The following is a 20,568-nucleotide window of genomic DNA, read 5'->3' on the forward strand; positions in this document are numbered from 1 at the left end:
GGGGGATCAGGGTTCCGCTGCCGAAAGGCGGTCGTGCCGCTCGCGGTCTGCGCACACCACGTCCATGTGGGCCTCGGCCCACGACTTGATCCCGACCATCGGATGGTGCAGCGAAAGGACCAGGTCAGTGAGCTCATAGGTGACCGTGACCGGCACGGTCGTGGTCACCGTCCGGGTGGGCAACCCGTCGCCGTCGAGGGATCGCAGCGGCTGGGTGAGCATCTTCCGGCTGACTCCGTCGTGGCGCCGGGACGGTGCATCGGACGCGGTTCGCCCGCGCCGCCGACTCCGGGGCGCGGGCCGTCGCCACCGAGCGTCGCCAGGATCAGCGCGACCCACTCGTCGCTGATCCGGTGGAGTAGTTGACGGCTGGGGTGGTTCGCCAGGAAGGCGTCGTATTCGAGCTTTGCTCGCTGATGCCCACCGGACGCTCGCCGATGGCTGCGTACGTGGCCGGCCTGTCCTCCGGCCGTGAGCTCAGTTGCCGGCGAGCCTGTCCAACACCGCTGCATGCAGCGGCCCGTTGGTGGCCAGCGCGCTGCCTCCGTGCGGGCCCGTGGCGCCGTCGATGCTGGTGAATGTGCCGCCGGCCTCACGGATGAGAATGTCCAGCGGAGCGATGTCCCACAGCTTCACCTCGGGCTCGCAGGCGATGTCTACCGCGCCCTCGGCGACCATGCAGTACGACCAGAAGTCGCCGTAGGCGCGCACCCGCCACACCGCGTCGGTCAGTTCGACGAAGCGGTCGCGACGGTGCTCCCACCCGGTCGTCAGATCCGAGTACGACAGGCTGGCCGACGCGAGGTCCGTGACCCCCGACACCGACAATTTCCGAGTTGCCCCGGCGAACGAGCCGAACGCGCCCTGGCCGAGCCCGGCCCACCAACGCCGCGCCAGGGCCGGCGCGCTCACCACGCCGATGGTCGGGACGCCGTCTTCGAGCAACGCGATCAACGTGCACCACACCGGGACGCCGCGGACGAAGTTCTTGGTTCCGTCGATCGGGTCGATCACCCACTGGCGGCCGGTCAATGTCGTTGTGCCCCCGAACTCTTCGCCGAACACCGTGTCTTCCGGGCGGGCCGCGGCCAGCGAGGCGCGCAGCGCTTCCTCGGCGCCTCGGTCCGCATCGGTGACGGGGGTGAGATCGGGTTTGGTCTCGATGTGCAAATCCAGGGCGCCGAAGCGATCCATGGTCAGTGCGTCGGCCTGGTCGGCCAGTTCGAGGGCCAGTGCCATGTCATCTGCGACGGAACTCATGGCTGCAGTCCTACCATGGGCCTCGTGTGGGAATTCGGCATACTCCTCTTGCTTGTCGGCGCGCTCGTGTTGCTGCTGGCGCCACGAATCATGCGGCGCCGGGGAATTCGCGGTGAACTGGCGCACGGCACGTTGCTGGTGACCGGGGTCAGCCCGCGTCCGGACGTGACGGGGGAGCAGTACGTCACGATCACCGGCGTCATCACCGGGCCGACCGTCACCGAGCACGTCGTGTACCAGCGCATGGCGGTCGACGTCGACAACTGGCCGACCATGGGCGCGCTGTTCCCGGTCGTCTACTCGCCGAGCAACCCGGACAAGTGGGCGTTCGCGGCGAACGGGTCGCCGGAGCCGCCGCCCGCCTGATCAGGTGTGCGCGACCCGGAGCAGCTCGGCCACACTGGCCAGCTTCACCCGGGGGCGGCCCAGTGGTTCCCCGGCGGCGCGCTCATGCGCGTCGATCAGCTGCCAGTGCTCGCCGGTGACGAGGGCGGGCTGGTGTTCCAGCAGCCACTCGGCCAGTTCGCGGCCGTACTCGGACCCACGCTCGTCGACTCCGCCGGCCCGAAGGTCTTCCAGCAGGGTGTTGACGGTGTCCTGTGAGTCTTTCTTGTTGCTGCCGATCACGCCGGATGGTCCCCGCTTGATCCAGCCCACCACGTATTCGTTGCGGCTGCCGTCGATGCGTCCGCCGGTGTGTGGAATGGTGCCGGAGCGTTCGTCGAATGGCAGTCCCGGTGTCGGCACGCCCCGGTAACCGACCGCCCGCACCACCAGCTCGACGGGCAACTCTTCGCGCTCGCCGGTGTCCTGGGCTACCATGCGCCCGTCCGCGTCGCGGACAAGTTCGTTGCGGCCCAGCACAATCGACTCGACACGATCCTCGCCGCGCAACTCGATGGGGGAGGTGCAGAAGCGGAATACGATGCGCCGCTTGGCTTCGCGGGGTTGCTCATCGACGTACTTGCGGAGCACCCTGATGTTCTGTTTGACGGTCTTGCCGGCCGCCTCGAGATCTTCGTCGGTGATGCCGTCGAAATCCGCCGGATCGAGGATGACGTCGACGTCGCCCAAACCCTCAAGGTCGCCGAGTTCACGGAGTTCCAGCGTGGTGAACGTCGCCTGCAACGGTCCGCGGCGCCCGATCACGACCACCTCTTCCACCCCGCGGGTGTCCAGTGAGGCCAGCGCGTGGTCGGCGATGTCTGTGTTGGCCAGGGCCTGTGGGTCGCTGACCAGGATGCGGGCCACGTCCAGGGCGACGTTGCCGTTGCCGACGACGACCGCACGTCCGCCCGCCAGATTGGGTGCCATGCCGTCGAAATGGGGATGGGCGTTGTACCAGCCGACGAAATCGACCGCGGCCACGCTGCCGGGCAACTCTTCCCCGGGGATGTGCAGCGCCCGGTCGGATTGCGCACCGATGGCATAGACCACGGAGTCATAGCGCTGCGCCAGCTCGGCCGGGGTGATGTGCTCGCCGACCTTGATGTTGCCGAAGAATCGGAACCGGGGATCGGCCGCGGTCTTGTCGAACTGCGCGCTGATCGACTTGATCTTGGGGTGGTCCGGCGCCACTCCCGAACGCACCAACCCCCACGGGGTCGGCAGCATCTCGAGCATGTCGACTCGCACGTCGCGATCCGAGTCGGGCAAATCGGCGAACTTCAGCAGCGATGCAGCAGCAAAGAAACCCGAGGGGCCGGAGCCGACGATCGCTACGTGATATGGGCGCATACCCTGCCTTCTTACGAGCCGGAAAAGCCGTTACTACCCGGCCCTTGGCGTGCTGGACCGGGTACCACCCGATGCTAAACACAGATCGTCTGCGCTGCCGCGAGTCGGAGAGAACTGCCGCCGAAATGCCGCCGGGTACCCTGAACATTCGTGGATCCAGACCGCCAAGCCGCCGTAGCCGCACTCGACACCACCCTCACCACCGTGGAGCGGGTGCTCGACATCGATGGCCTGCGCCAGCGGATCGACATGCTCGAGCAGCAGGCCTCCGACCCGAAGCTCTGGGACGACCAGTCCCGGGCGCAGAAAGTCACCAGTGAGCTCTCGCATACGCAGAGTGAACTGCGCCGGGTGCAGGAGTTGCGTCAGCGTGTCGATGACCTGCCGGTGCTGTTCGAACTCGCGGCCGAAGAGGGCGGTGAGGACGAGCTGGCCGAGGCCGATACCGAGCTCGCCAAGCTTCGCGAGGAGATCGAGACCCTCGAGGTCCGCACCCTGCTGTCGGGTGAGTACGACGAGCGCGAGGCCGTCGTCACGATCCGTTCCGGCGCCGGTGGCGTCGACGCCGCGGACTGGGCCGAGATGCTGATGCGGATGTACATCCGGTGGGCCGAGAAGCACGACTACCCGGTCGAGGTGTTCGACACGTCCTACGCCGAGGAAGCCGGGATCAAGAGCGCGACCTTCGCCGTGCACGCCCCGTTCGCCTACGGCACCCTCTCGGTCGAGCAGGGCACCCACCGGCTGGTGCGCATCAGCCCGTTCGACAACCAGAGCCGCCGGCAGACGTCGTTCGCCGATGTCGAGGTGCTCCCGGTGGTGGAAACCACCGACCACATCGAGATCCCCGAAGGGGACCTGCGCGTCGACGTGTACCGCTCCAGTGGTCCCGGCGGGCAGTCGGTGAACACCACCGACTCCGCCGTGCGCCTCACCCACATCCCCACCGGGATCGTGGTGACCTGCCAGAACGAGAAGTCGCAGCTGCAGAACAAGGTCGCGGCGATGCGGGTTCTGCAGGCCCGGCTCCTGGAACGCAAGCGTCTGGAGGAGCGCGCCGAAATGGATGCGCTCAAGGGCGACGGTGGCAGTTCGTGGGGCAACCAGATGCGGTCCTACGTGTTGCACCCCTATCAGATGGTGAAGGACCTGCGCACCGAGTACGAGGTCGGCAACCCGGCCACGGTGCTGGACGGAGACATCGACGGATTCCTGGAAGCGGGGATCAGATGGCGCAACCGGAAAGATGACGACGACTAACACGCTGCTGACCCTGTCCCTCGCCGACCGCTGGCACGATTTCTGGCACGGCGAGATCGGTGTCTGGATTCTGACCACCGGGCTGCGGATCGCGCTGCTGCTCATCGGTGGCCTGCTCGCTGCGCGCTTCATCAACTGGGCCGCGCAACGGGTGGTGCGCCGGATCGACGCCGAGTATCAGGAAAGCGATGCGCTGGTGCGCTCGGAGAGCGCCAAGCACCGGCAGGCGGTCGCCTCGGTGATCTCGTGGGTGTCGGTGGCGTTTGTGTTCGTCATCGTGCTCGTCGAAGTCACCGATGCCCTCGCGGTACCGATCGCCTCCCTGGTCGCCCCGGCGGCGGTGCTCGGTGCCGCGCTCGGTTTCGGTGCGCAGCGCATCGTGCAGGACCTGCTCGCCGGTTTCTTCATCATCACCGAGAAGCAATACGGCTTCGGTGACCTGGTCAGGCTGACGATCGCGGCCGCCAATGAGGCCGAGGGCACGGTCGAGGACGTCACGCTGCGGGTCACGAAGCTGCGGTCATCCGAAGGCGAGATGTACACCGTGCCCAACGGGCAGATCGTCAAGGCGCTGAACCTGTCCAAAGACTGGGCACGCGCGGTCATCGACATCCCGGTACCGGTGAGCGTCGACCTCAACCTGGTCAACGACGTGCTCAACGACGTCGCGGAGAAGGCCACCGAAGATCGTGAGCTGTCCAGGCTGCTGCTCGACAAGCCGCAGCTGATGGGCGTCGAGAGCATCGGGGTCGACACAGTCAACTTGCGGATGGTCGCGCGCACCCTGCCCGGCAAACAATTCGACGTGGGCAGACGGCTGCGGGTGCGGGTGGTGCGTGCACTGCGCCGGGCCGGCGTGGTGACATCGTCAGAAGCGTCGGTCGCGGCCGCGGGGGACTTCATGAATCAGGCCGCGGTCGCCGAGACGGTCACACCAGCGGCATCGGCCCAGGAGCCGAAGAAGTGAAACTGGACTTCACGCGGGTGGCCGAGGCCGTGACCAGGTTCTGGCACAGCCGTGTCGGTCGGATTCGCACCTCGACGGTCGTGCTGATCGTCGTGTTCATCGCGCTGTCGTGGGTGCAGCAGGAGTACCGGCCCAAGCCGGCCGCGCCGCAGTCGCCTGAAACCCAGGTGGTGCCGCCCGGGTTCGTGCCCGACCCGGACTACACCTGGGTGCCGCGCACCAAGCTGCAGACTCCCCGCACGACGACGCCGACGGTGACGCCGGAGACCACCGAGACCACCGTCCCGACGACCACGACGCCGACCGAGACCTCGGAGACCACCGAGACCACCACGCCCGGCGCGCCGACGAGTCCCACCACGACGCCGCCGCCGGGGGCTCCGAGGACGACGGTGATCGATCCGGACGGTCCTGGACTGATTCCGCCGATCACGTTGCCGGTGTTCCCAGGGCCCGCCCCGAGCCCTACGGTCGAGCAGCAGCAACCGGGCCTGGAGCCGGTGGCACCGACATTGCCGCGATAGCCTGACCTGCCGGATGCTGTCGCCCCGCTACACTGGCGTGCCGTGATGATCACCCTCGACCACGTGACGAAGCACTACAAGTCTTCGGCGCGCCCAGCGCTCGATGACGTCTCGTTGAAAATCGACAAGGGTGAGTTCGTTTTCCTGATCGGCCCGTCGGGTTCGGGCAAGTCGACGTTCATGCGGCTGCTGCTGGCGGCCGAGACGCCTACCTCGGGTGACATCCGAGTGTCCAAGTTCCACGTCAACAAGCTGCCCGGGCGGCACGTCCCGAGCCTGCGTCAGGTCATCGGCTGTGTGTTCCAGGACTTCCGCCTGCTGCAGCAGAAGACCGTGTTCGAGAACGTGGCGTTCGCGCTTGAGGTGATCGGCAAGCGCGGCGAGGTGATCAACCGGGTGGTCCCGGACGTGCTGGAGATGGTCGGCCTGTCCGGGAAGGCCAACCGGTTGCCGAGCGAACTGTCCGGTGGCGAGCAGCAGCGCGTCGCCATCGCGCGGGCCTTCGTCAACCGCCCTCTGGTTCTGATCGCCGACGAGCCCACCGGAAACTTGGATCCTGAGACCAGCAAGGACATCATGGATCTGCTGGAACGGATCAATCGCACCGGCACCACGGTGCTGATGGCCACCCATGACCATCACATCGTCGACTCCATGCGTCAGCGGGTCGTCGAACTCGAACTCGGCCGGCTGATCCGTGATGAGCAGCGCGGCGTCTACGGAATGGATCGCTAAGTGCGCTTCGGCTTTCTTGTCAATGAAGTTCTGACCGGGCTTCGTCGCAACGTCACGATGACGGTGGCGATGATCCTGACCACCGCAATCTCGATCGGGCTGTTCGGTGGCGGTCTGTTGGTGGTGCGCCTGGCCGACCAGTCCCGTGACATCTACCTGGACCGGGTCGAGAGCCAGGTGTTCCTGACCGACGACATCTCGGCCAACGACCCCAACTGCGACGCCGAAGCATGCAAGGCGCTGTACCGCATGATCGACGACCGCGACGATGTGCGCTCGCTGAGTTTCCTCAATCGCGAGCAGGCCTACGACGACGCGATCAAGAAGTTCCCGCAGTACAAGGATGTCGCGGGCAAGGACGCGTTCCCGGCGTCGTTCATCGTCAAGCTCAACGACCCCGAGCAGCACGAGGCGTTCGACAAGGCGATGCAGGGCCAGCCCGGTGTGCTCAACGTGCTCAACCAGAAGGACCTGATCGACCGCTTGTTCGCGGTGCTCGACGGTCTCAGTAGCGTCGCGTTCGCGGTGGCGCTGGTGCAGGCGGTCGGTGCGGTGCTGCTGATCGCCAACATGGTCCAGGTGGCCGCCTACACGCGGCGCACCGAGATCGGCATCATGCGTCTGGTCGGTGCAACCCGCTGGTACACCCAGCTGCCGTTCCTGGTGGAGGCGATGATCGCCGCCCTGATCGGTGTGGTGATCGCGATCGTGGGGCTGATCGTGGTGCGCGCGGTGTTCCTGGAGAAGGCGCTCGACCAGTTTTATCAGTCGAATCTCATCGCCCGGGTCGACTACGCTGACGTGCTCTACTTCAGCGCACCGTGGATGCTGTTCCTCGGCCTGGCGATGTCCGGAATCACCGCCTACGTGACGCTGCGGCTCTACATACGAAGGTAGTCGTGAACTAGTGGCGACCAAGAAGTCCAGCCCCGCCGGCAATAAGCAGATTGTGGCCAGCAATCGCAAGGCGCGGCACAACTACATGATTCTCGATACCTATGAGGCGGGCATCGCTCTCATGGGCACCGAGGTCAAGAGCCTGCGCGAAGGCCAGGCATCACTGGCCGACGCGTTCGCGACCGTCGACGACGGCGAGATCTGGCTGCGCAACGTGCACATCGCCGAGTACCACCACGGCACCTGGACCAATCACGCGCCGCGGCGCAACCGCAAGCTGCTGTTGCACCGCAGGGAGATCGACAACCTGATCGGCAAGATCCGCGACGGCAACCTCACGCTGGTGCCGTTGTCGATGTACTTCTCCGACGGCAAGGTCAAGGTCGAACTGGCGCTGGCCCGCGGCAAGCAGGCCCACGACAAACGCCAGGACCTGGCCAAGCGCGACGCCGACCGGGAGATCACCCGCGAGTTGGGCCGCCGCGCCAAGGGCATGTCCTAGTTAGCGGCACCGCGGGCTTGCCTCGCCCTCGCCCGACTACGGGCTGGTCTCGTCAGTCCGCTGGCGAGGATGGTTGAGGATCTTCCAGTGGCGTGTAGATGACGATCTGAAACTCAGGCTGATCCGCTGGCCGCAGTTGGTGGTGTTCGTAGCTGACGGTGCCCAACTCCGGGTGGTGGAAGATGCGCTCGCGAGATTCGAAGCCACGGATATCGTGTCGTTCCCAACCGGCGCGGAACTCGGAACTGGCGTCCGCCAGCCGGGCGATCAGATCGACGAGCGCGGGATCGCCCATGCGCGAACCGATTCCGGCGCGGAACTCGGCCAGAAAGCGCTGACTGGTGACCTGCCAGTCATCGAGCAGGACACGGACGGAGGGGTCGGTGAAGACGACCCACAGCAGGTTGCGCTCGGTGGCCGGCTTTGTCGCCACGTTCGGGTAGAGCCGCTCGTAAGCGGCGTTCCAGCCCGCGATACCCCATTCCGGGGTCAGGGCATAGGCGGGGTTTTCGCCGATCGCGTCGAGTAACCGTTGCACGTGGGACGGCACCGTCGTCACCTCGTCGGCGGTCGGTGCGGGCAGCGGCGCGAACCCGGCCAGGCCGAGAACGTAACGGTGCTCGGCCACCGTGAGGCGCAGTGCGCGACTGACTGCGTCGAGCACCTGGCGCGAGGGGTTGATATCGCGGCCCTGTTCCAGCCACGTGTACCAGGTGACGCTCACGCCGGACAGGTATGCCACCTCCTCGCGGCGCAATCCGACCGTTCGTCCTCTCCCGCCGGCGGGCAGACCGAAGTCGACGCGGATCAGGCGTTCGCGGCTCGACCGCAGGAAGGCGCCGAGCTCGGCTCGTCGGTCGGGGTCGGTGGGCATCGTCCAAGACTAGTACTGCCACTACTAGTATTGAAGCCGTCTTCCCAGGGTGCGGCCCAGAACCGACAGTGGAACCATGATCCCGCTGCGTTCCCGCACTGTCACCCACGGCCGCAACATGGCCGGCGCCCGCGCCCTCCTGCGTGCCGCCGGAGTCGCCCGCGAGGACTTCGGCAAGCCCATCGTCGCGGTGGCGAACAGCTTCACCGAGTTCGTGCCCGGACACACGCACCTGCAGCCCGTCGGGCGGATCGTCTCCGCGGCCATCCAGCAGGCCGGGGGAATCCCGCGCGAGTTCAACACCATCGCCGTCGATGACGGCATCGCCATGGGGCACTCCGGGATGCTGTATTCGCTGCCGTCGCGCGATCTCATCGCCGACTCGGTGGAGTACATGGTCGAAGCGCACCGTGCCGACGCGCTGGTGTGTATCTCGAACTGCGACAAGATCACTCCGGGCATGCTCATGGCCGCACTGCGGCTGAACATCCCGACGGTGTTCGTCTCCGGTGGCCCGATGGAGGGTGGCCGCGCGACGCTGGTGGACGGCCGGGTCCGTACCGGGCTGCACCTGATCGATCCCATGGCCGGCGCCGCCGATCCGACGATCTCGGACGAGGACCTGGCCCGGATCGAGGAGGCGGCCTGCCCGACATGCGGATCGTGCTCGGGCATGTTCACCGCCAACTCGATGAACTGTCTGGTTGAGGCGCTCGGCCTGGCCTTGCCGGGCAACGGCACGGTGTTGGCCACCCACACCGCCCGGCGCGCGTTGTACGAGAAGGCCGGTGCCGCCGTCATCGACCTGACGACCCGCTACTACGGCGAGGGAGACGCCTCGGTCCTGCCGCGTGCCATCGCGTCGCGGTCGGCTTTCGAGAACGCCATGGCGATGGATGTCGCGATGGGCGGGTCCACCAACACCGTGCTCCATCTGATGGCCGCGGCGTATGAAGCCGAGCTGGATTTCGCGATCACCGAGATCGACGAGATCTCCCGTCGGGTCCCGTGCCTGTGCAAGGTCGCTCCCAACGGCACGTACCTGATGGAGGATGTGCACCGGGCCGGCGGCATCCCCGCGATCCTCGGTGAGTTGCACCGCGCCGGGCTGCTGGCCAAGGATGTGCGGTCGATTCACGCCAAGACGCTGGATGATTGGCTCGATGTATGGGACATCCGCGGGCTCAACGCCTCCGCGGAGGCCCTTGAGCTGTTTCACGCCGCACCAGGTGGACACCGCAGTGCCACCGCGTTCTCACAATCCGAACGGTGGGAGAGCCTGGACGCCGATGCCGAGCACGGGTGCATTCGTGATGTCGCCCATGCCTATTCACCTGATGGCGGCCTGGCGATCCTGACCGGCAACCTCGCCCCCAACGGGGGAGTGGTCAAGACGGCGGGTGTCGACGCCGGCGTGCTGATCTTCGACGGTCCGGCGGTCGTCGTCGAGTCCCAGGAGGAAGCGGTCGACGCCATCCTCGGGGGCAGAGTGACCGCGGGCGACGTGATGGTGGTCCGCTACGAAGGTCCCCGGGGTGGGCCGGGGATGCAGGAAATGCTCTATCCGACTTCGTTTCTGAAGGGAAGGGGGCTGGGCAAGGTGTGCGCGCTCATCACCGATGGCCGGTTCTCGGGAGGTAGCTCGGGACTGTCGATCGGGCACATTTCGCCGGAAGCCGCAGCGGGCGGTCCCATCGCCATGGTCCACGACGGTGACCGCATCCTGATCGACATTCCTTCGCGCACCTTGACTTTGGATGTGCCCGACGACGAACTCGCGCGTCGACGCGTCGAGCTGGAGGCGTCCGGTGGTTACCGGCCGCGCGATCGTGATCGCCCCGTCTCGGCGGCGCTGCGCGCCTACGCACTGTTGGCGACGTCCGCGGATCGGGGCGCGGTCCGGGATGTAGGGGAGGCCGGCGCCCACGAGCGACACGAGAATGCCGCGGAATAATGGCTTGGCGTTGGCCGTTGGGTGTGACGTACCATTGATTGTCCTGCCGAGATTCGGCAGGGATGCGAGGGGCTGATCGGTTTCGACTTCGCGCATCGAATCAAGGGAAGCGTGCCGGTGCAGGCAAGAGACCACCGTAAGCGTCGTTGCAACCAATTAAGCGCCGATTCCAATCAGCGCGACTACGCACTCGCTGCCTAAGCGACTGCGTGTCTGTCAGACCGGGAGCGCCCTCGGCCCGGACCCTGGCATCAGCTAGAGGGACCCACCCACGGGTTCGGTCGCGGGATCCGTGGGGACATCAAACAGCGACTGGGATCGTCATCTCGGCTTGTTCGCGTGACTGAGAGATCCGAGTAGAGGCAAAGCGAACTGCGCACGGAGAAGCCTCGAGGAAGTGCCGTAGGACCCGGGTTCAATTCCCGGCAGCTCCACAATAGAATAAGCAGTAACCGAGCAGGTCAGAGTGTATTTTCGCTCTGGCCTGTTTGCTTTGTGGGCACATTCTGGGCACACCCCGCTACGAGGTCGTCGATCTTGTCGGCTACCGCGTCCAGATCGTCGGGGAACAGATGGCCGTACTGATCAAGCGTCATCGTGGCCGTCTTGTGCCCTAGTTGGCTCTGGACCGTCTTCACGTTGGCACCGCTGGCGATCCATCAACGAGTCAGCGGTGTGGCGCAGCTCGTGGACCGTGACGCGGGGGAACAGCGCGTCGGCTGCCTGGCAGCGCTTCACGGCCGCGCCGAACCAATGCGTCGTCGTCGGGGGCCGCAACGGCTGGCCATCGGCGCGACACCAGAGCAATTCATCGGGGAACTTGCCGACCATCGCCGGAGTCAACAGCTTGAGCACCGACGTTGATACCGCGACATTGCGCGCCGCGTGCGTTTTGGTGGTGCCGATGATCGTTGTGGCGTTCACTTTGGACGCCGACCGTTCGACACGAATACGTCCGCGACCGAGGTCGACATCGCGAACTCGCAGCGCGGCCATTTCGCCCCACCGCAAGCCGGTCGTCGCGAGCAGTAACACAATGTCGGGGTGTTTTGACTGTTCGGCCAACGAATACACTTGTGCAGCGGTCAGGTAGTTGCGTGGCTTGGTCACCGTCTTGCGGGGCATTTTCACGCCACGAGCCGGATTGATCGCAAGTCGCCTGTCGGCCACCGCATCATCGAGAATGCCCGCCAAAACGGTATGAGCGTGCGCCACCGACGACCCGGACAATGGCAGCTCAGCAATCCACTTCTGAATCTCGGTGGGCCGGATGTCAGCGATACGCCGCGTACCCCATTTCGGTTCGACGTGAACCCGCCAGACTGATTCCAGCCGTGCCGACCAACTGGCTTTGTGGTGCGCCTGGCGGGTGAGCCACGCTTTGCCCAACTCGCCCACGGTGATCTGGCCGAGTGCTGGCGCAACGTTGACGGCGAAGCGGTTCAACCCCAAAGCAGCACACCGCGAGGGTCGGACGCTCACGAAGGGCTACCGCAAGCAAGCGAAATCCGTACGGAAACGGACTCGAAAACGTCGGTGAATCAATCCGATTCCTGGTTTTCGCCCCGCTTTGTGGAATTGTCGGGGCTATCGCCTTGCTTGGTATCTTGCGAATTCTGGCGCTTTGCGACGATTGCCCTCACCACGCTTCCAGCTACAGCATCGGAAATTTTTTTCTTGAACTCTTCGTCCTTGAACTTTTCCTTGACTGCGTCAATGATCATTTCAGTGAGCATGATTCGTATTTGTATACCGAGCGATCGCCAGCTTCCTTTGAGCCTGGCGCGGAATTCTTTAACCGCTCGTAATGGATGCCGGAGACGGTAGAACATAGCGCTCAGCCAGTGTCTCCTATTGGAAGCATTCTTACGTTTCCGCAGTTCCGGCCGATGAGTCGCGATATCTCCCACCTCCCATGACCGCCCCTTTGAGTCAATGAACGTCAGAAAAATTCCCTGATAGGGAGTCGTGCGGTCAATGTGAAAATCGAAAGAGCTGCCAGCTACGAGTCTCTCTGCGTCGGCGGGTTCAAATGCTTTCCGGTACGGAGCCTTCTCGTACTCGTTGGCGGTCTTGTCCACAATTTCCCGTACCGCTTTCTTTGATGGATCGGGGGAAATCATGAAAGTTTCTGACGAATCGGACAGCACGGCTTTCCAGAGGTCTATTCGCCGTAGCTCGATTTGAAGATGGAAGACACTGTTGGTCGAATAATTTTCGACCAGGACTCGCACTTCGTCGCCAACCGCATTGCCAACTAATCGCGGAAGGATAAGTTTGGCTTGAGCGCGTCTCGACAGATTTGAATCCCGCATGTACACGAGGGCTGCGATCATGAACGCGCCGCCTGTCACGATCGCGCTGACCCAATCCGAAACAGTTCCCCATACCTCTGCCGTTGGCGGCATGTGCGACAGGTCTCCCCAATTCACCGGCTGAGTATGTCAGGAGGCAGCCGTTGAAGCGCGGAGGTTCCAGACGGATTGGACGATAGGAACCGAACCGATGCGTTGCGGTCCAACTGGCAGGCGCATTCGATCACCTTTTGTCGGATGCAACCCTTACACTTCGCGGCGTGACTGATGTTGATCCAGAACTTGCAGCGACACTCGACGCGGAATACCGCGAACTCGTTCGTTCGCTCCACCAGGAAACCATTTCAATCATTAGTGACTTCGAACAGTGGTGGATAGGGGGAGATTCTAAGCTGCCGGGTTGCTTTGCCGCCACGGTGACCAAAGGCGGCGGTTTCGAGCTGAGCGCGAAAGATCAGCGGACGGCGGACAGGGCCGAGGAACGTTGGCGCAACTACGTGCATCCTCGCATGTCGATCCTGATCAACGGTCATCCCGACCCCGATGTGCGTGAAGCCGCAGACGTTCTCGACAAACGCAGCTTCTTCCCAATCGTTTTGTTCCATCGGCCCGACGGCGAACGGAGCGAAGAACGAAAGGAAGAAAACCATCTCGCGGTTAAATTGATTCACGACGGGCTGAGCGATCTGCGCCGAGCGGCCTATCGCGCGCCGTTCCGAGTGCATCGCCCTGAACCGGACTGGGATGGTGTACCTACCGGTAACAGAGAGGGTCTGCCGGGAACCATCCTCAAGCAGATGAAGGAACGCGGAGAGAACTGGCGGGGCTGACGTTCCTAGGGTCGAGAGGCTCCGACCCCGACGACCCCCGCCGTGGTGGCGGCGATTGATCTGGTGCGGTGGGAGCTGGAACTACTAGGTTCGACGCTCGCGGGGTCGGGCCCATCCGTGGGCACATTTTGGGCACAGTTACAGGTAAATCGGCGCAATCCCGGTGAATCTCAGTGAACCCAAACCAACACGTCAGAGCCGGTTTGCGCCCCTGTCCACGGGCGCTGAAACGGGTTCAATTCCCGGCAGCTCCACCGGAAGATGCAGGTCAGGGATCTAATCCCTGACCTGTTTTCTTTTTCTATCAACCAGGCGCAGACGGACTGAGCGCGGTTCTGGGCCGAGGTCAACAGCCGACGGCCAAAGTCGTAGAACAACCAGCTGCAGCGGCGGATGGTGATCGGCGTCCTGGGTCCGCTCGCCGAGTACGAATGGGAGCTGATCAAGGAGCGGACCGCGTTGAAGCGAGCTGCCTCTCGCAGCAACGGCACCAAGTTCGGCCGTCCCCGCAAGGTCACCGACGCCGACAACATCAACACCGCTAGGCGCATGAAAGCCGACGGCCGGACCAGCAAGGACATCGCCAAATGCTTCGGGGTCAGCAGGGCGACGCTGTACCGGAACCTCGCCGATAGTAAGCAACTGCAGCGGGGGACGCCGAGTCTGCTCAGCCCGGCCTGCTGTCGCACCAAGTCATTGTGATCGCGCCGGGGCCTTCGGGGTAAGAGGCGCCTGCGATAGATAGACCGCCCTTGGCCTGATCACCGGGGTCCAGAACAGCCTCAAGGTCTCCCGGCCTTGGAGCTGTTCGCATATCCGGGAGAAGAACACATGACCCTCATCCGTGCGGGATGCCGGAGTCCCTTTGAGTTCACCGTGCGCCCTGGCGGCAAGCCCCAGTTCTGCACACCAGTGAAAGAGCCGCCACCACGGCTGCAGGGGCTACGCGCCCGCAGCATGGTGTCCTTCCCCGAGTACACCGTCTGCGCAGAGGTCTTCTGCGCACGCACGCGCAAGGACATGCCCATGGCCTGCCCCAAGTCTGAATGCAAGAGAGCACTCAAGGCCTCGCAGCAGAGGGCATGGCTGGCGCAGTACCGCACGCAGGACGGCCACGGCTATCCCCACCATTGCGCTCCCACTCCGGGAGCTGCACCCGGTGAACGCCATCACCGCTGGATGGGCGATGACATCACCTATAACAAGCGCACACATCCGGGTGATCCGAGAGCGTGGGCAGGCCTGTGCACAACCAGTGCGCCGACTGCGCCGGCCAGGCGCAGGACTGGTCCTACGACCACACCGACTTTCACGAGCATGCCGACCACCTCGGACGCTCGTTCAGCACTGACCCACAGCACTGTTCGCTTCGGTGCCGCAGATGCCACAAGGCCTACGACCGAGACCACCAGTCTGGTGAGCCCCCGATGCTGAGCACACCGGGCATCAACGCGATCCTGGCCAAGGTCACCTACAAGCAGGGCTGGACCTTCACCGCCTACGACGCAGACTTCGACGGCCAGCACCCTGTTGATCGGCACACCGCAGACCAACAGTTACAACCCGAGCGAGACCATCGACCTCGGCATCCGGTCACCGCTTCCGCCGATCCAGGACGAGGGCTACCGGCATCAAGTGGCTGATGTGGCGCATCGGCATGGTGGAGACCATGAGCTGCGCGGGTTCTGCGAGGTCGACAGCAAGGGCTTCTCCGACCCGCATGCCGTCGAGTTGCGGGCGCTAACGGGGCATTCGCTGACCGAAGTCAGCGGTTAGTAGGGTGACCGTTCGGTTCGGACGAGTCCGTTACAGCGCCATTAGATGCAATGCTCCAAGTATGAACCCTGGAGCGATTCGAGGAGGCCACCCGATCGCTCATGGCGTCTAGTTCTTTAACCCAGTTCTGCCACGCCGCCGTATTCGCCACCTCACGCAGCGTGTCAAGCTGGTAAGGGGTGAGGCCGGCGTTGTGAGTCACGTTCTCGATCACTTCGCGCATAGCTAGAAACTTCGGGTCGAAATTAAGACCCGGAACGCTTCCATCGGTCAGACGGCTCTTCCGTAATTCGGCTCGAAGCTCCTCCATGTCAGTCTTGAGGTCAGCTAATGCGAGCTGTTCGGGGTCGCCTGAGGTTCGTAGCTGATCGAGGTTGACTGATCGCGTAACTGGGCTCACGACCTTGTATCCGTCGCCGCCATTCAGAATCTCTTGCGCTGCTTCTCGCACAAATCGTCTTGCGGCGTAAACACTGTCAAGAACGGTGATGTCGTAGAACACGGTGCGTTGTTGAGCGATGTCAAAGGGAATGCGTTGACCCTGCGCGATCATGTGGATGAAAGGCTTCCCGAAGGCGTGCCGCAGGGCAATCTCGTAGAAGACGTTCGGGTTGTGATCGGAGAGATCGGCGACGACGAGATCAGCATTCAACAGTTCGGAGACAATCTGCTCGGTGATGTCTCCGGCCTTGCTGGTCAGATCGGCGCGGGTCACCTTGTACTGCAGCGGCTCCAAAGCCTCGATCAGGATGTACTTGCGTACATCGTCGCTGCGCTTGCGCTCAGGACTGCCGTCGTCGCCCAGAGGTGACACGAAGAAGCAGGTGCGCTGTCGCACCTCCTCAGGACCACCGCCGTCGATCACATCCGCGCCTGAGTTCGCCATGACCGAAATTCTGACACGGCACCTTGGACATGGGGGGTCAAGTGGTCGCAATTGCGACTAGCCGACGGACCGTGCACTCGTAGCGAATGTTGATGCCATCAACACCTTTCGGCATATCCGCAGGTTGCGCCGCGTCGTTCCGCGTACATTCGCGTTCTGATTCAAGGGTGTCTTCGCAGGTCACGGAGATTTCTGCGCCGGGTTCAATTCCCGGCAGCTCCACGACAGAAGGCCCAGGTCAGAGTAAATCTGACCTGGGCCTTTACCGGTGCTCCCTAGATCACGCAGTGTGACGGGTCTGCCCCGGGAAGCGGAAACAAGCCGATACATTCCGTCGGATTCGGAGGCGGTGGGGTAGGCGGAATGTCAAGGGGCATGGGGTGAAAGACGCCGGTGCCCAAGTCGATCCAACCGTACTGGCCGCCTTGTCCGCTGTACTCGTAGCAGGACGACCAGTCGAAGTCGGGCCACGGCGCCACGGCCGGGCGGGGATCCCCCGGGCACCAGGTGGGCCGGGCCTGCGCGGTACCCGCGAGCGCTAAACCTGCCAGGCACAAACCGGGCACCACCACAGCCGTCGTCAACCCGACGATTCCTCGTTTCAGGATCTCGGTGCTGTTCATGGTCATATCTTCGGTCGAGCGGCTACCTGTGTATGGAGTAGCGGACCACCTCAGATTCGGGCGGAAGTCGCCGTGAACTCATGACGGGTTACCGCCACTGAGAAGATGCAGGTCAGAGTGCTGTTTCCGTCGCCGCCAACGTCTCGCAACGCCGTCGCCGGGCAGGCCTTCCAGGCGTTGAGCTTGATCATCCCTGGATACGGGTTAGGTTGAGGAATGTTCTCTCGCCGCATACACAGCCCTGAGGCGGGCAGTGCGCGGTCAGGTGGTCGCTGGGTCGGGCTTGGCGCTGCTGCACTTCTCACCTCTGGTATCCCACTCGTAGGACTCTCCGCGCCGCCGATAGCGGCTGCCGCCGACTGTGCTGACGCCGAGGTGGTCTTCGCGCGCGGCACCGATGAGCCGGCCGGTATGGGCCGGGTCGGCGATGCCTTCGTCGATTCGCTGCGTAAGCAGGCCGCCGGCATGAACATCACCTCCTATGGGGTGAACTACAAGGCCAGCAAGCTGCAGCTGCACGGCGGTGACGGCGCCAAGGACGCGATTTCCCACATCAAGTCCACGCTGTCCTCGTGCCCCGACACCAAGATCGTCCTAGGTGGCTATTCGCAGGGTGCGAGCGTGATCAACATCGTGGCCGGCAACCCGCTGGGTGGCATCACCTGGGGCGATTCGCTCCCGCCTCAATACGCGGACAACGTCGCGGCGATCACCACCTTCGGCGACGTGGGCACCCGCACCAAGCAATCGATATCAACCCAGAGCGCACTGTTCGGGTCCAAGGCGATCGACCTGTGTAACCCCATGGATCCGATCTGTCACGAGGGCCAGGGCAACGAATGGAGTGGACACACCGAGGGCTACGTCCCCGTGTACACCACCCAGGCGGCGGCTTTCGCCGCATCCAAGCTGCTGGCCGGCTCGGGCCAGACGGTGCCCGGGTACGGGCCGGCACTGCCCGATTACGGGTACGGACCGGAGACGCCGGGCTCCAACCAGTACCCGGGCTACGGGTCGGCGCCGGGATATGACCCCAATACCTCCGTGCACGGCCCGCAACCGGGGTACAGCCCGGAGACGCCAGGGTACGGCGGCCTGCAACCGCCGGGGTCTGGTCCGTCGACACCAGCGCCCGCCTCCCCGTCCACCGGAATCGGTTGGGTCTGAGCGGGCTGTTTCAGCTCGCAGTCTGCGACGGTAGGGAGATCGCGATCTCGGTGCCGCGGGTGTCGTGAACGTCCAGTACGCCGCCGAGGGCCAACACCTTGGCGCGAATCGACGCAAAGCCGATGTGACCGGTTTCGACGCTCAGCGCGAGGCGCTCCGATTGAATGCCGACGCCGTCGTCGGCGACGGACAAGGTGGCTCGCCCGGCGGACCACTGCAGGGTGAACCACAGGTTGTCGGCCTTGGCATGCTTGATCGCATTCGTCGAAAACTCGCGCGCGGCACTGTAGAGCAGGTGATCAGCGTCGGTTCGCAAATCATCGGGCCAGCCCTCGAAGTCCATATGGACGGCAAGGTTGGTGCGCGCCGCGATGCCGTCGGCCAGTGAGGTGATCGCGGCCCTGAGCCCGGCTCGTGCCAGTACCTCGGGGTGCAGTTCACGGACCACGTCGCGAAGCAGCCGGGAGCACTCGCCGAGCGCCAGATCAACGCGGTCCATCGATTCCGCGGATCCCTCTCGCACCTCTTCCATCTCCCGGCGTGATGCCAGGACGTATTGCAGCGCTCCATCGTGCAGTCTTTCGGACAGGGTTTGTCTTTCGCGCTTTTCGAGGGTGACGATCTCTTCGAGCAGTTGGCTACGTTCTTGGGCCAACCGGGCGATCGTTCGCTCTTTCGATTGCTGGATCCACGACAGCGCGACCGACCCCGCGGCCAACCCGAACAACACTCCTGTTGTCGTGAGGATCGAACCCCATGGTTCGTTTCCGTTGGCGGCCTGGTTTACCCAGAGCACGACGACGTATGCGGCGACCGTGGGCACGGCGATCACCGCACTCACGAAGGGATCAAGCTGAGCCGCCGCGATCAGGGGGATCAGAAACAGTCCGTAGTGGAGCACATCGGAGGTCCAGGTACTCGGCGAGCTGAGGCCTGATTCCACCGAAAGTGCCGACACCACAGCGACATCCGCGCACAACATGAGCAGCGCAACCGAACGTCGGGCCTCGATCCCGGCATGATTGGACGGCCGCATCGCCCAGAAACTCCAACAGGCGATCGTTGCTATGTAGCCGATCCAGAGCAGTCCGTAGGGCCAGCGGTAGGTTTCGGGCGGTTGCAGGAACAACGCGAAGAAGATGAACGCCACCAAAAGAACCCGCAGAGCGAATTGCAGCAGCAGCCCGCGAAAAGCTGCGCCCTGGGAGTACTGCCACAAAGTCGTTGCCGCCGCGCGCCTGACCATTCTCTACTCCCGCCAACCGCAGGGTTCGGCAGGAGTATAGGGCGATTCGATCGTGTCCTGAGGCGGGTTAATGAACTTTCCCACCTCGCCTGCGATCATGGATAACGGTCCCTGCGACGAAACGGGGGAGTTGATCGAAGTGTTGTCTGCACAGCGCGAGTTTTCGGCGTACGGCCCGTCGCACTGGGTCGTGCTGGCGGTGTTCGCAACGGGCGCCGTGCTTCTGGTGGCGATCGGCCGTCGGCAGACCGAATCGCGGGCTCGCATTCTGAGCCGCCTCCTGGCGGTCCTTCTCATCGCCGCATTCGTCGTGGCGCTGGCCTACAAGCTGGTCGAGCCCACCGTCGACACCTCGATGCCGCTGCAGTTGTGTGACCTCGCGGAACTCGCGGCGGCGTATGCCTTGTGGTCGCAACGGCATTGGGCCTTCGTCCTCACCTATTACTGGGGCCTCGTCCTGAGCTCGCAGGCGTTGATCACCCCGGATATCGGTACGCCGAAGGAGGGCGCCCCCGACTTTCCCCACCACCTCTTCGTCACGTTCTTCACGCTTCACGTGCTCGTCGTGTTGGCAGCCATCTATCTCACGTGGGGGAGAGGGACGCGTCCGCGCTGGCGGGACTACCGATTCGCGGTCATCGCGACCTTGGCGTGGGCGGCATTCACTCTCGTGTTCAACGCGGTCACGGGAGCCAACTACGGCTATCTCAACCGGAAGCCTCCCACCGCGTCGCTGCTGGACGTATTGGGCCCGTGGCCGGTGTATCTACTGGCCGAGGTCGCGATAGTCCTCGTCGTGTGGGCGCTGATGACCTGGCCGTGGGAGCGGGCGCGGCAACGCGCGACGACGGCCGCGCCCCAGCTGTGAAATTGCTGTCAGTTGACGCGCAAAGTAATTATTGACACCAACACTTTGACGGGCTAGGTATATTACGCGCGTTTGCGAATGTGTATCGCTTGCGACCTGTCCCACCCGGGCGACAGTGGCCTGATCGAAGGGGCGGGTTGTGCAGAC

General features: G+C 64.1%; 21 protein-coding genes, 1 other RNA gene and 1 pseudogene. 14 read left to right on the plus strand and 9 right to left on the minus strand.

All coding sequences use genetic code 11. The annotated features are described in order from the left end of the window. Positions 1-6 precede the first annotated feature (6 nt). Together EYZ64_RS10455 and hisN are read right to left on the minus strand one after the other, a co-directional pair. Positions 7-386, minus strand: a pseudogene (locus EYZ64_RS10455) (winged helix-turn-helix transcriptional regulator). Between the two features lie 91 nt (positions 387-477). Further along, complete coding sequence (gene hisN / locus EYZ64_RS10460; protein WP_135453377.1) at positions 478-1,260, minus strand: histidinol-phosphatase; 783 nt, start codon at positions 1,258-1,260, stop codon at positions 478-480. Positions 1,261-1,275: 15 nt separating this feature from the next. On the opposite strand from hisN, the gene EYZ64_RS10465 reads away from it, so the two are divergent. Next, on the plus strand, positions 1,276-1,626 hold the full coding sequence (locus tag EYZ64_RS10465) for a hypothetical protein (protein ID WP_286174740.1): 351 nt from the start codon (positions 1,276-1,278) through the stop codon (positions 1,624-1,626). Here EYZ64_RS10465 and EYZ64_RS10470 read toward each other — a convergent pair whose 3' ends face one another. Further along, positions 1,627-2,997 (minus strand): FAD-dependent oxidoreductase, encoded by a 1,371-nt coding sequence (locus tag EYZ64_RS10470; RefSeq protein ID WP_135453378.1) that lies wholly within the window; start codon positions 2,995-2,997, stop codon positions 1,627-1,629. A 150-nt stretch (positions 2,998-3,147) separates the two neighbouring features. Between EYZ64_RS10470 and prfB the strand changes: the two genes are divergently transcribed. Genes prfB through smpB form a run of 6 tightly spaced genes read left to right on the plus strand, consistent with a single transcriptional unit; the run spans position 3,148 to position 7,882 of the window. Then, positions 3,148-4,257 (plus strand): peptide chain release factor 2, encoded by a 1,110-nt coding sequence (gene prfB, locus EYZ64_RS10475; protein WP_135453379.1) that lies wholly within the window; start codon positions 3,148-3,150, stop codon positions 4,255-4,257. Next, on the plus strand, positions 4,244-5,224 hold the full coding sequence (locus tag EYZ64_RS10480; protein ID WP_135453380.1) for a mechanosensitive ion channel family protein: 981 nt from the start codon (positions 4,244-4,246) through the stop codon (positions 5,222-5,224). Before prfB ends, EYZ64_RS10480 begins: the two co-directional genes overlap by 14 nt. Then, positions 5,221-5,748 (plus strand): Rv3103c family proline-rich protein, encoded by a 528-nt coding sequence (locus tag EYZ64_RS10485; protein ID WP_135453381.1) that lies wholly within the window; start codon positions 5,221-5,223, stop codon positions 5,746-5,748. The genes EYZ64_RS10480 and EYZ64_RS10485 overlap by 4 nt, the downstream gene beginning before the upstream one ends. A gap of 45 nt (positions 5,749-5,793) precedes the next feature. Further along, complete coding sequence (ftsE, locus tag EYZ64_RS10490; RefSeq protein WP_044517000.1) at positions 5,794-6,483, plus strand: cell division ATP-binding protein FtsE; 690 nt, start codon at positions 5,794-5,796, stop codon at positions 6,481-6,483. Beyond that, entirely contained in the window at positions 6,484-7,380 is an 897-nt protein-coding gene (gene ftsX, locus EYZ64_RS10495; protein ID WP_135453382.1) for a permease-like cell division protein FtsX, read from the plus strand. A gap of 10 nt (positions 7,381-7,390) precedes the next feature. Beyond that, positions 7,391-7,882 carry an SsrA-binding protein SmpB gene (gene smpB, locus EYZ64_RS10500; protein ID WP_036439802.1) on the plus strand — a complete coding sequence of 164 codons (492 nt, stop codon included), beginning with the start codon at positions 7,391-7,393 and terminating at the stop codon, positions 7,880-7,882. A 52-nt stretch (positions 7,883-7,934) separates the two neighbouring features. Here smpB and EYZ64_RS10505 read toward each other — a convergent pair whose 3' ends face one another. Further along, on the minus strand, positions 7,935-8,756 hold the full coding sequence (locus tag EYZ64_RS10505) for a helix-turn-helix transcriptional regulator (RefSeq protein WP_135453383.1): 822 nt from the start codon (positions 8,754-8,756) through the stop codon (positions 7,935-7,937). Between the two features lie 76 nt (positions 8,757-8,832). Between EYZ64_RS10505 and ilvD the strand changes: the two genes are divergently transcribed. After that, entirely contained in the window at positions 8,833-10,710 is a 1,878-nt protein-coding gene (ilvD, locus tag EYZ64_RS10510) for a dihydroxy-acid dehydratase (protein ID WP_135453384.1), read from the plus strand. 68 nt (positions 10,711-10,778) lie between these two features. Then, positions 10,779-11,147: a transfer-messenger RNA gene (ssrA, locus tag EYZ64_RS10515) on the plus strand. A gap of 148 nt (positions 11,148-11,295) precedes the next feature. Here the strand turns inward: ssrA and EYZ64_RS32380 are convergent. Both EYZ64_RS32380 and EYZ64_RS10525 read right to left on the minus strand, forming a co-directional pair. Continuing rightward, the gene (locus EYZ64_RS32380; RefSeq protein ID WP_286174741.1) at positions 11,296-12,162 is read right to left on the minus strand and encodes a tyrosine-type recombinase/integrase; all 867 of its coding nucleotides are present in this window, start codon (positions 12,160-12,162) and stop codon (positions 11,296-11,298) included. Positions 12,163-12,251: 89 nt separating this feature from the next. Then, positions 12,252-13,142, minus strand: coding sequence for a hypothetical protein (locus EYZ64_RS10525; protein WP_135453385.1), 891 nt, complete (start codon positions 13,140-13,142; stop codon positions 12,252-12,254). Positions 13,143-13,285: 143 nt separating this feature from the next. On the opposite strand from EYZ64_RS10525, the gene EYZ64_RS10530 reads away from it, so the two are divergent. From EYZ64_RS10530 to EYZ64_RS10540, 3 genes are all read left to right on the plus strand, one after another. Next, a complete protein-coding gene (locus EYZ64_RS10530) occupies positions 13,286-13,855 on the plus strand; it encodes a hypothetical protein (protein ID WP_135453386.1) in 570 nt (189 codons plus the stop codon). Positions 13,856-14,248: 393 nt separating this feature from the next. After that, a complete protein-coding gene (locus EYZ64_RS10535) occupies positions 14,249-14,557 on the plus strand; it encodes a recombinase family protein (protein WP_135453387.1) in 309 nt (102 codons plus the stop codon). An 828-nt stretch (positions 14,558-15,385) separates the two neighbouring features. After that, entirely contained in the window at positions 15,386-15,631 is a 246-nt protein-coding gene (locus EYZ64_RS10540) for a hypothetical protein (RefSeq protein ID WP_135453388.1), read from the plus strand. Here EYZ64_RS10540 and EYZ64_RS10545 read toward each other — a convergent pair. After that, positions 15,621-16,517, minus strand: a complete 897-nt coding sequence (locus EYZ64_RS10545; protein WP_135453389.1) for a hypothetical protein — start codon at positions 16,515-16,517, stop codon at positions 15,621-15,623. The genes EYZ64_RS10540 and EYZ64_RS10545 overlap by 11 nt on opposite strands. A 275-nt stretch (positions 16,518-16,792) precedes the next feature. Then, on the minus strand, positions 16,793-17,140 hold the full coding sequence (locus EYZ64_RS10550) for a hypothetical protein (protein WP_135453390.1): 348 nt from the start codon (positions 17,138-17,140) through the stop codon (positions 16,793-16,795). 216 nt (positions 17,141-17,356) lie between these two features. On the opposite strand from EYZ64_RS10550, the gene EYZ64_RS10555 reads away from it, so the two are divergent. Then, complete coding sequence (locus EYZ64_RS10555) at positions 17,357-18,307, plus strand: cutinase family protein (RefSeq protein WP_135453391.1); 951 nt, start codon at positions 17,357-17,359, stop codon at positions 18,305-18,307. Between the two features lie 10 nt (positions 18,308-18,317). Here the strand turns inward: EYZ64_RS10555 and EYZ64_RS10560 are convergent, their stop codons facing one another. Beyond that, positions 18,318-19,553 carry a sensor histidine kinase gene (locus EYZ64_RS10560; RefSeq protein ID WP_135453392.1) on the minus strand — a complete coding sequence of 412 codons (1,236 nt, stop codon included), beginning with the start codon at positions 19,551-19,553 and terminating at the stop codon, positions 18,318-18,320. Between the two features lie 97 nt (positions 19,554-19,650). Between EYZ64_RS10560 and EYZ64_RS10565 the strand changes: the two genes are divergently transcribed. After that, positions 19,651-20,421, plus strand: coding sequence for a YwaF family protein (locus EYZ64_RS10565; RefSeq protein ID WP_502702950.1), 771 nt, complete (start codon positions 19,651-19,653; stop codon positions 20,419-20,421). The last annotated feature ends 147 nt before the right edge of the window (positions 20,422-20,568 follow it).

The organism is Mycobacterium sp. DL99 (genome assembly GCF_004762045.1).
In the GTDB taxonomy this organism is placed as follows: Bacteria; Actinomycetota; Actinomycetes; order Mycobacteriales; family Mycobacteriaceae; genus Mycobacterium.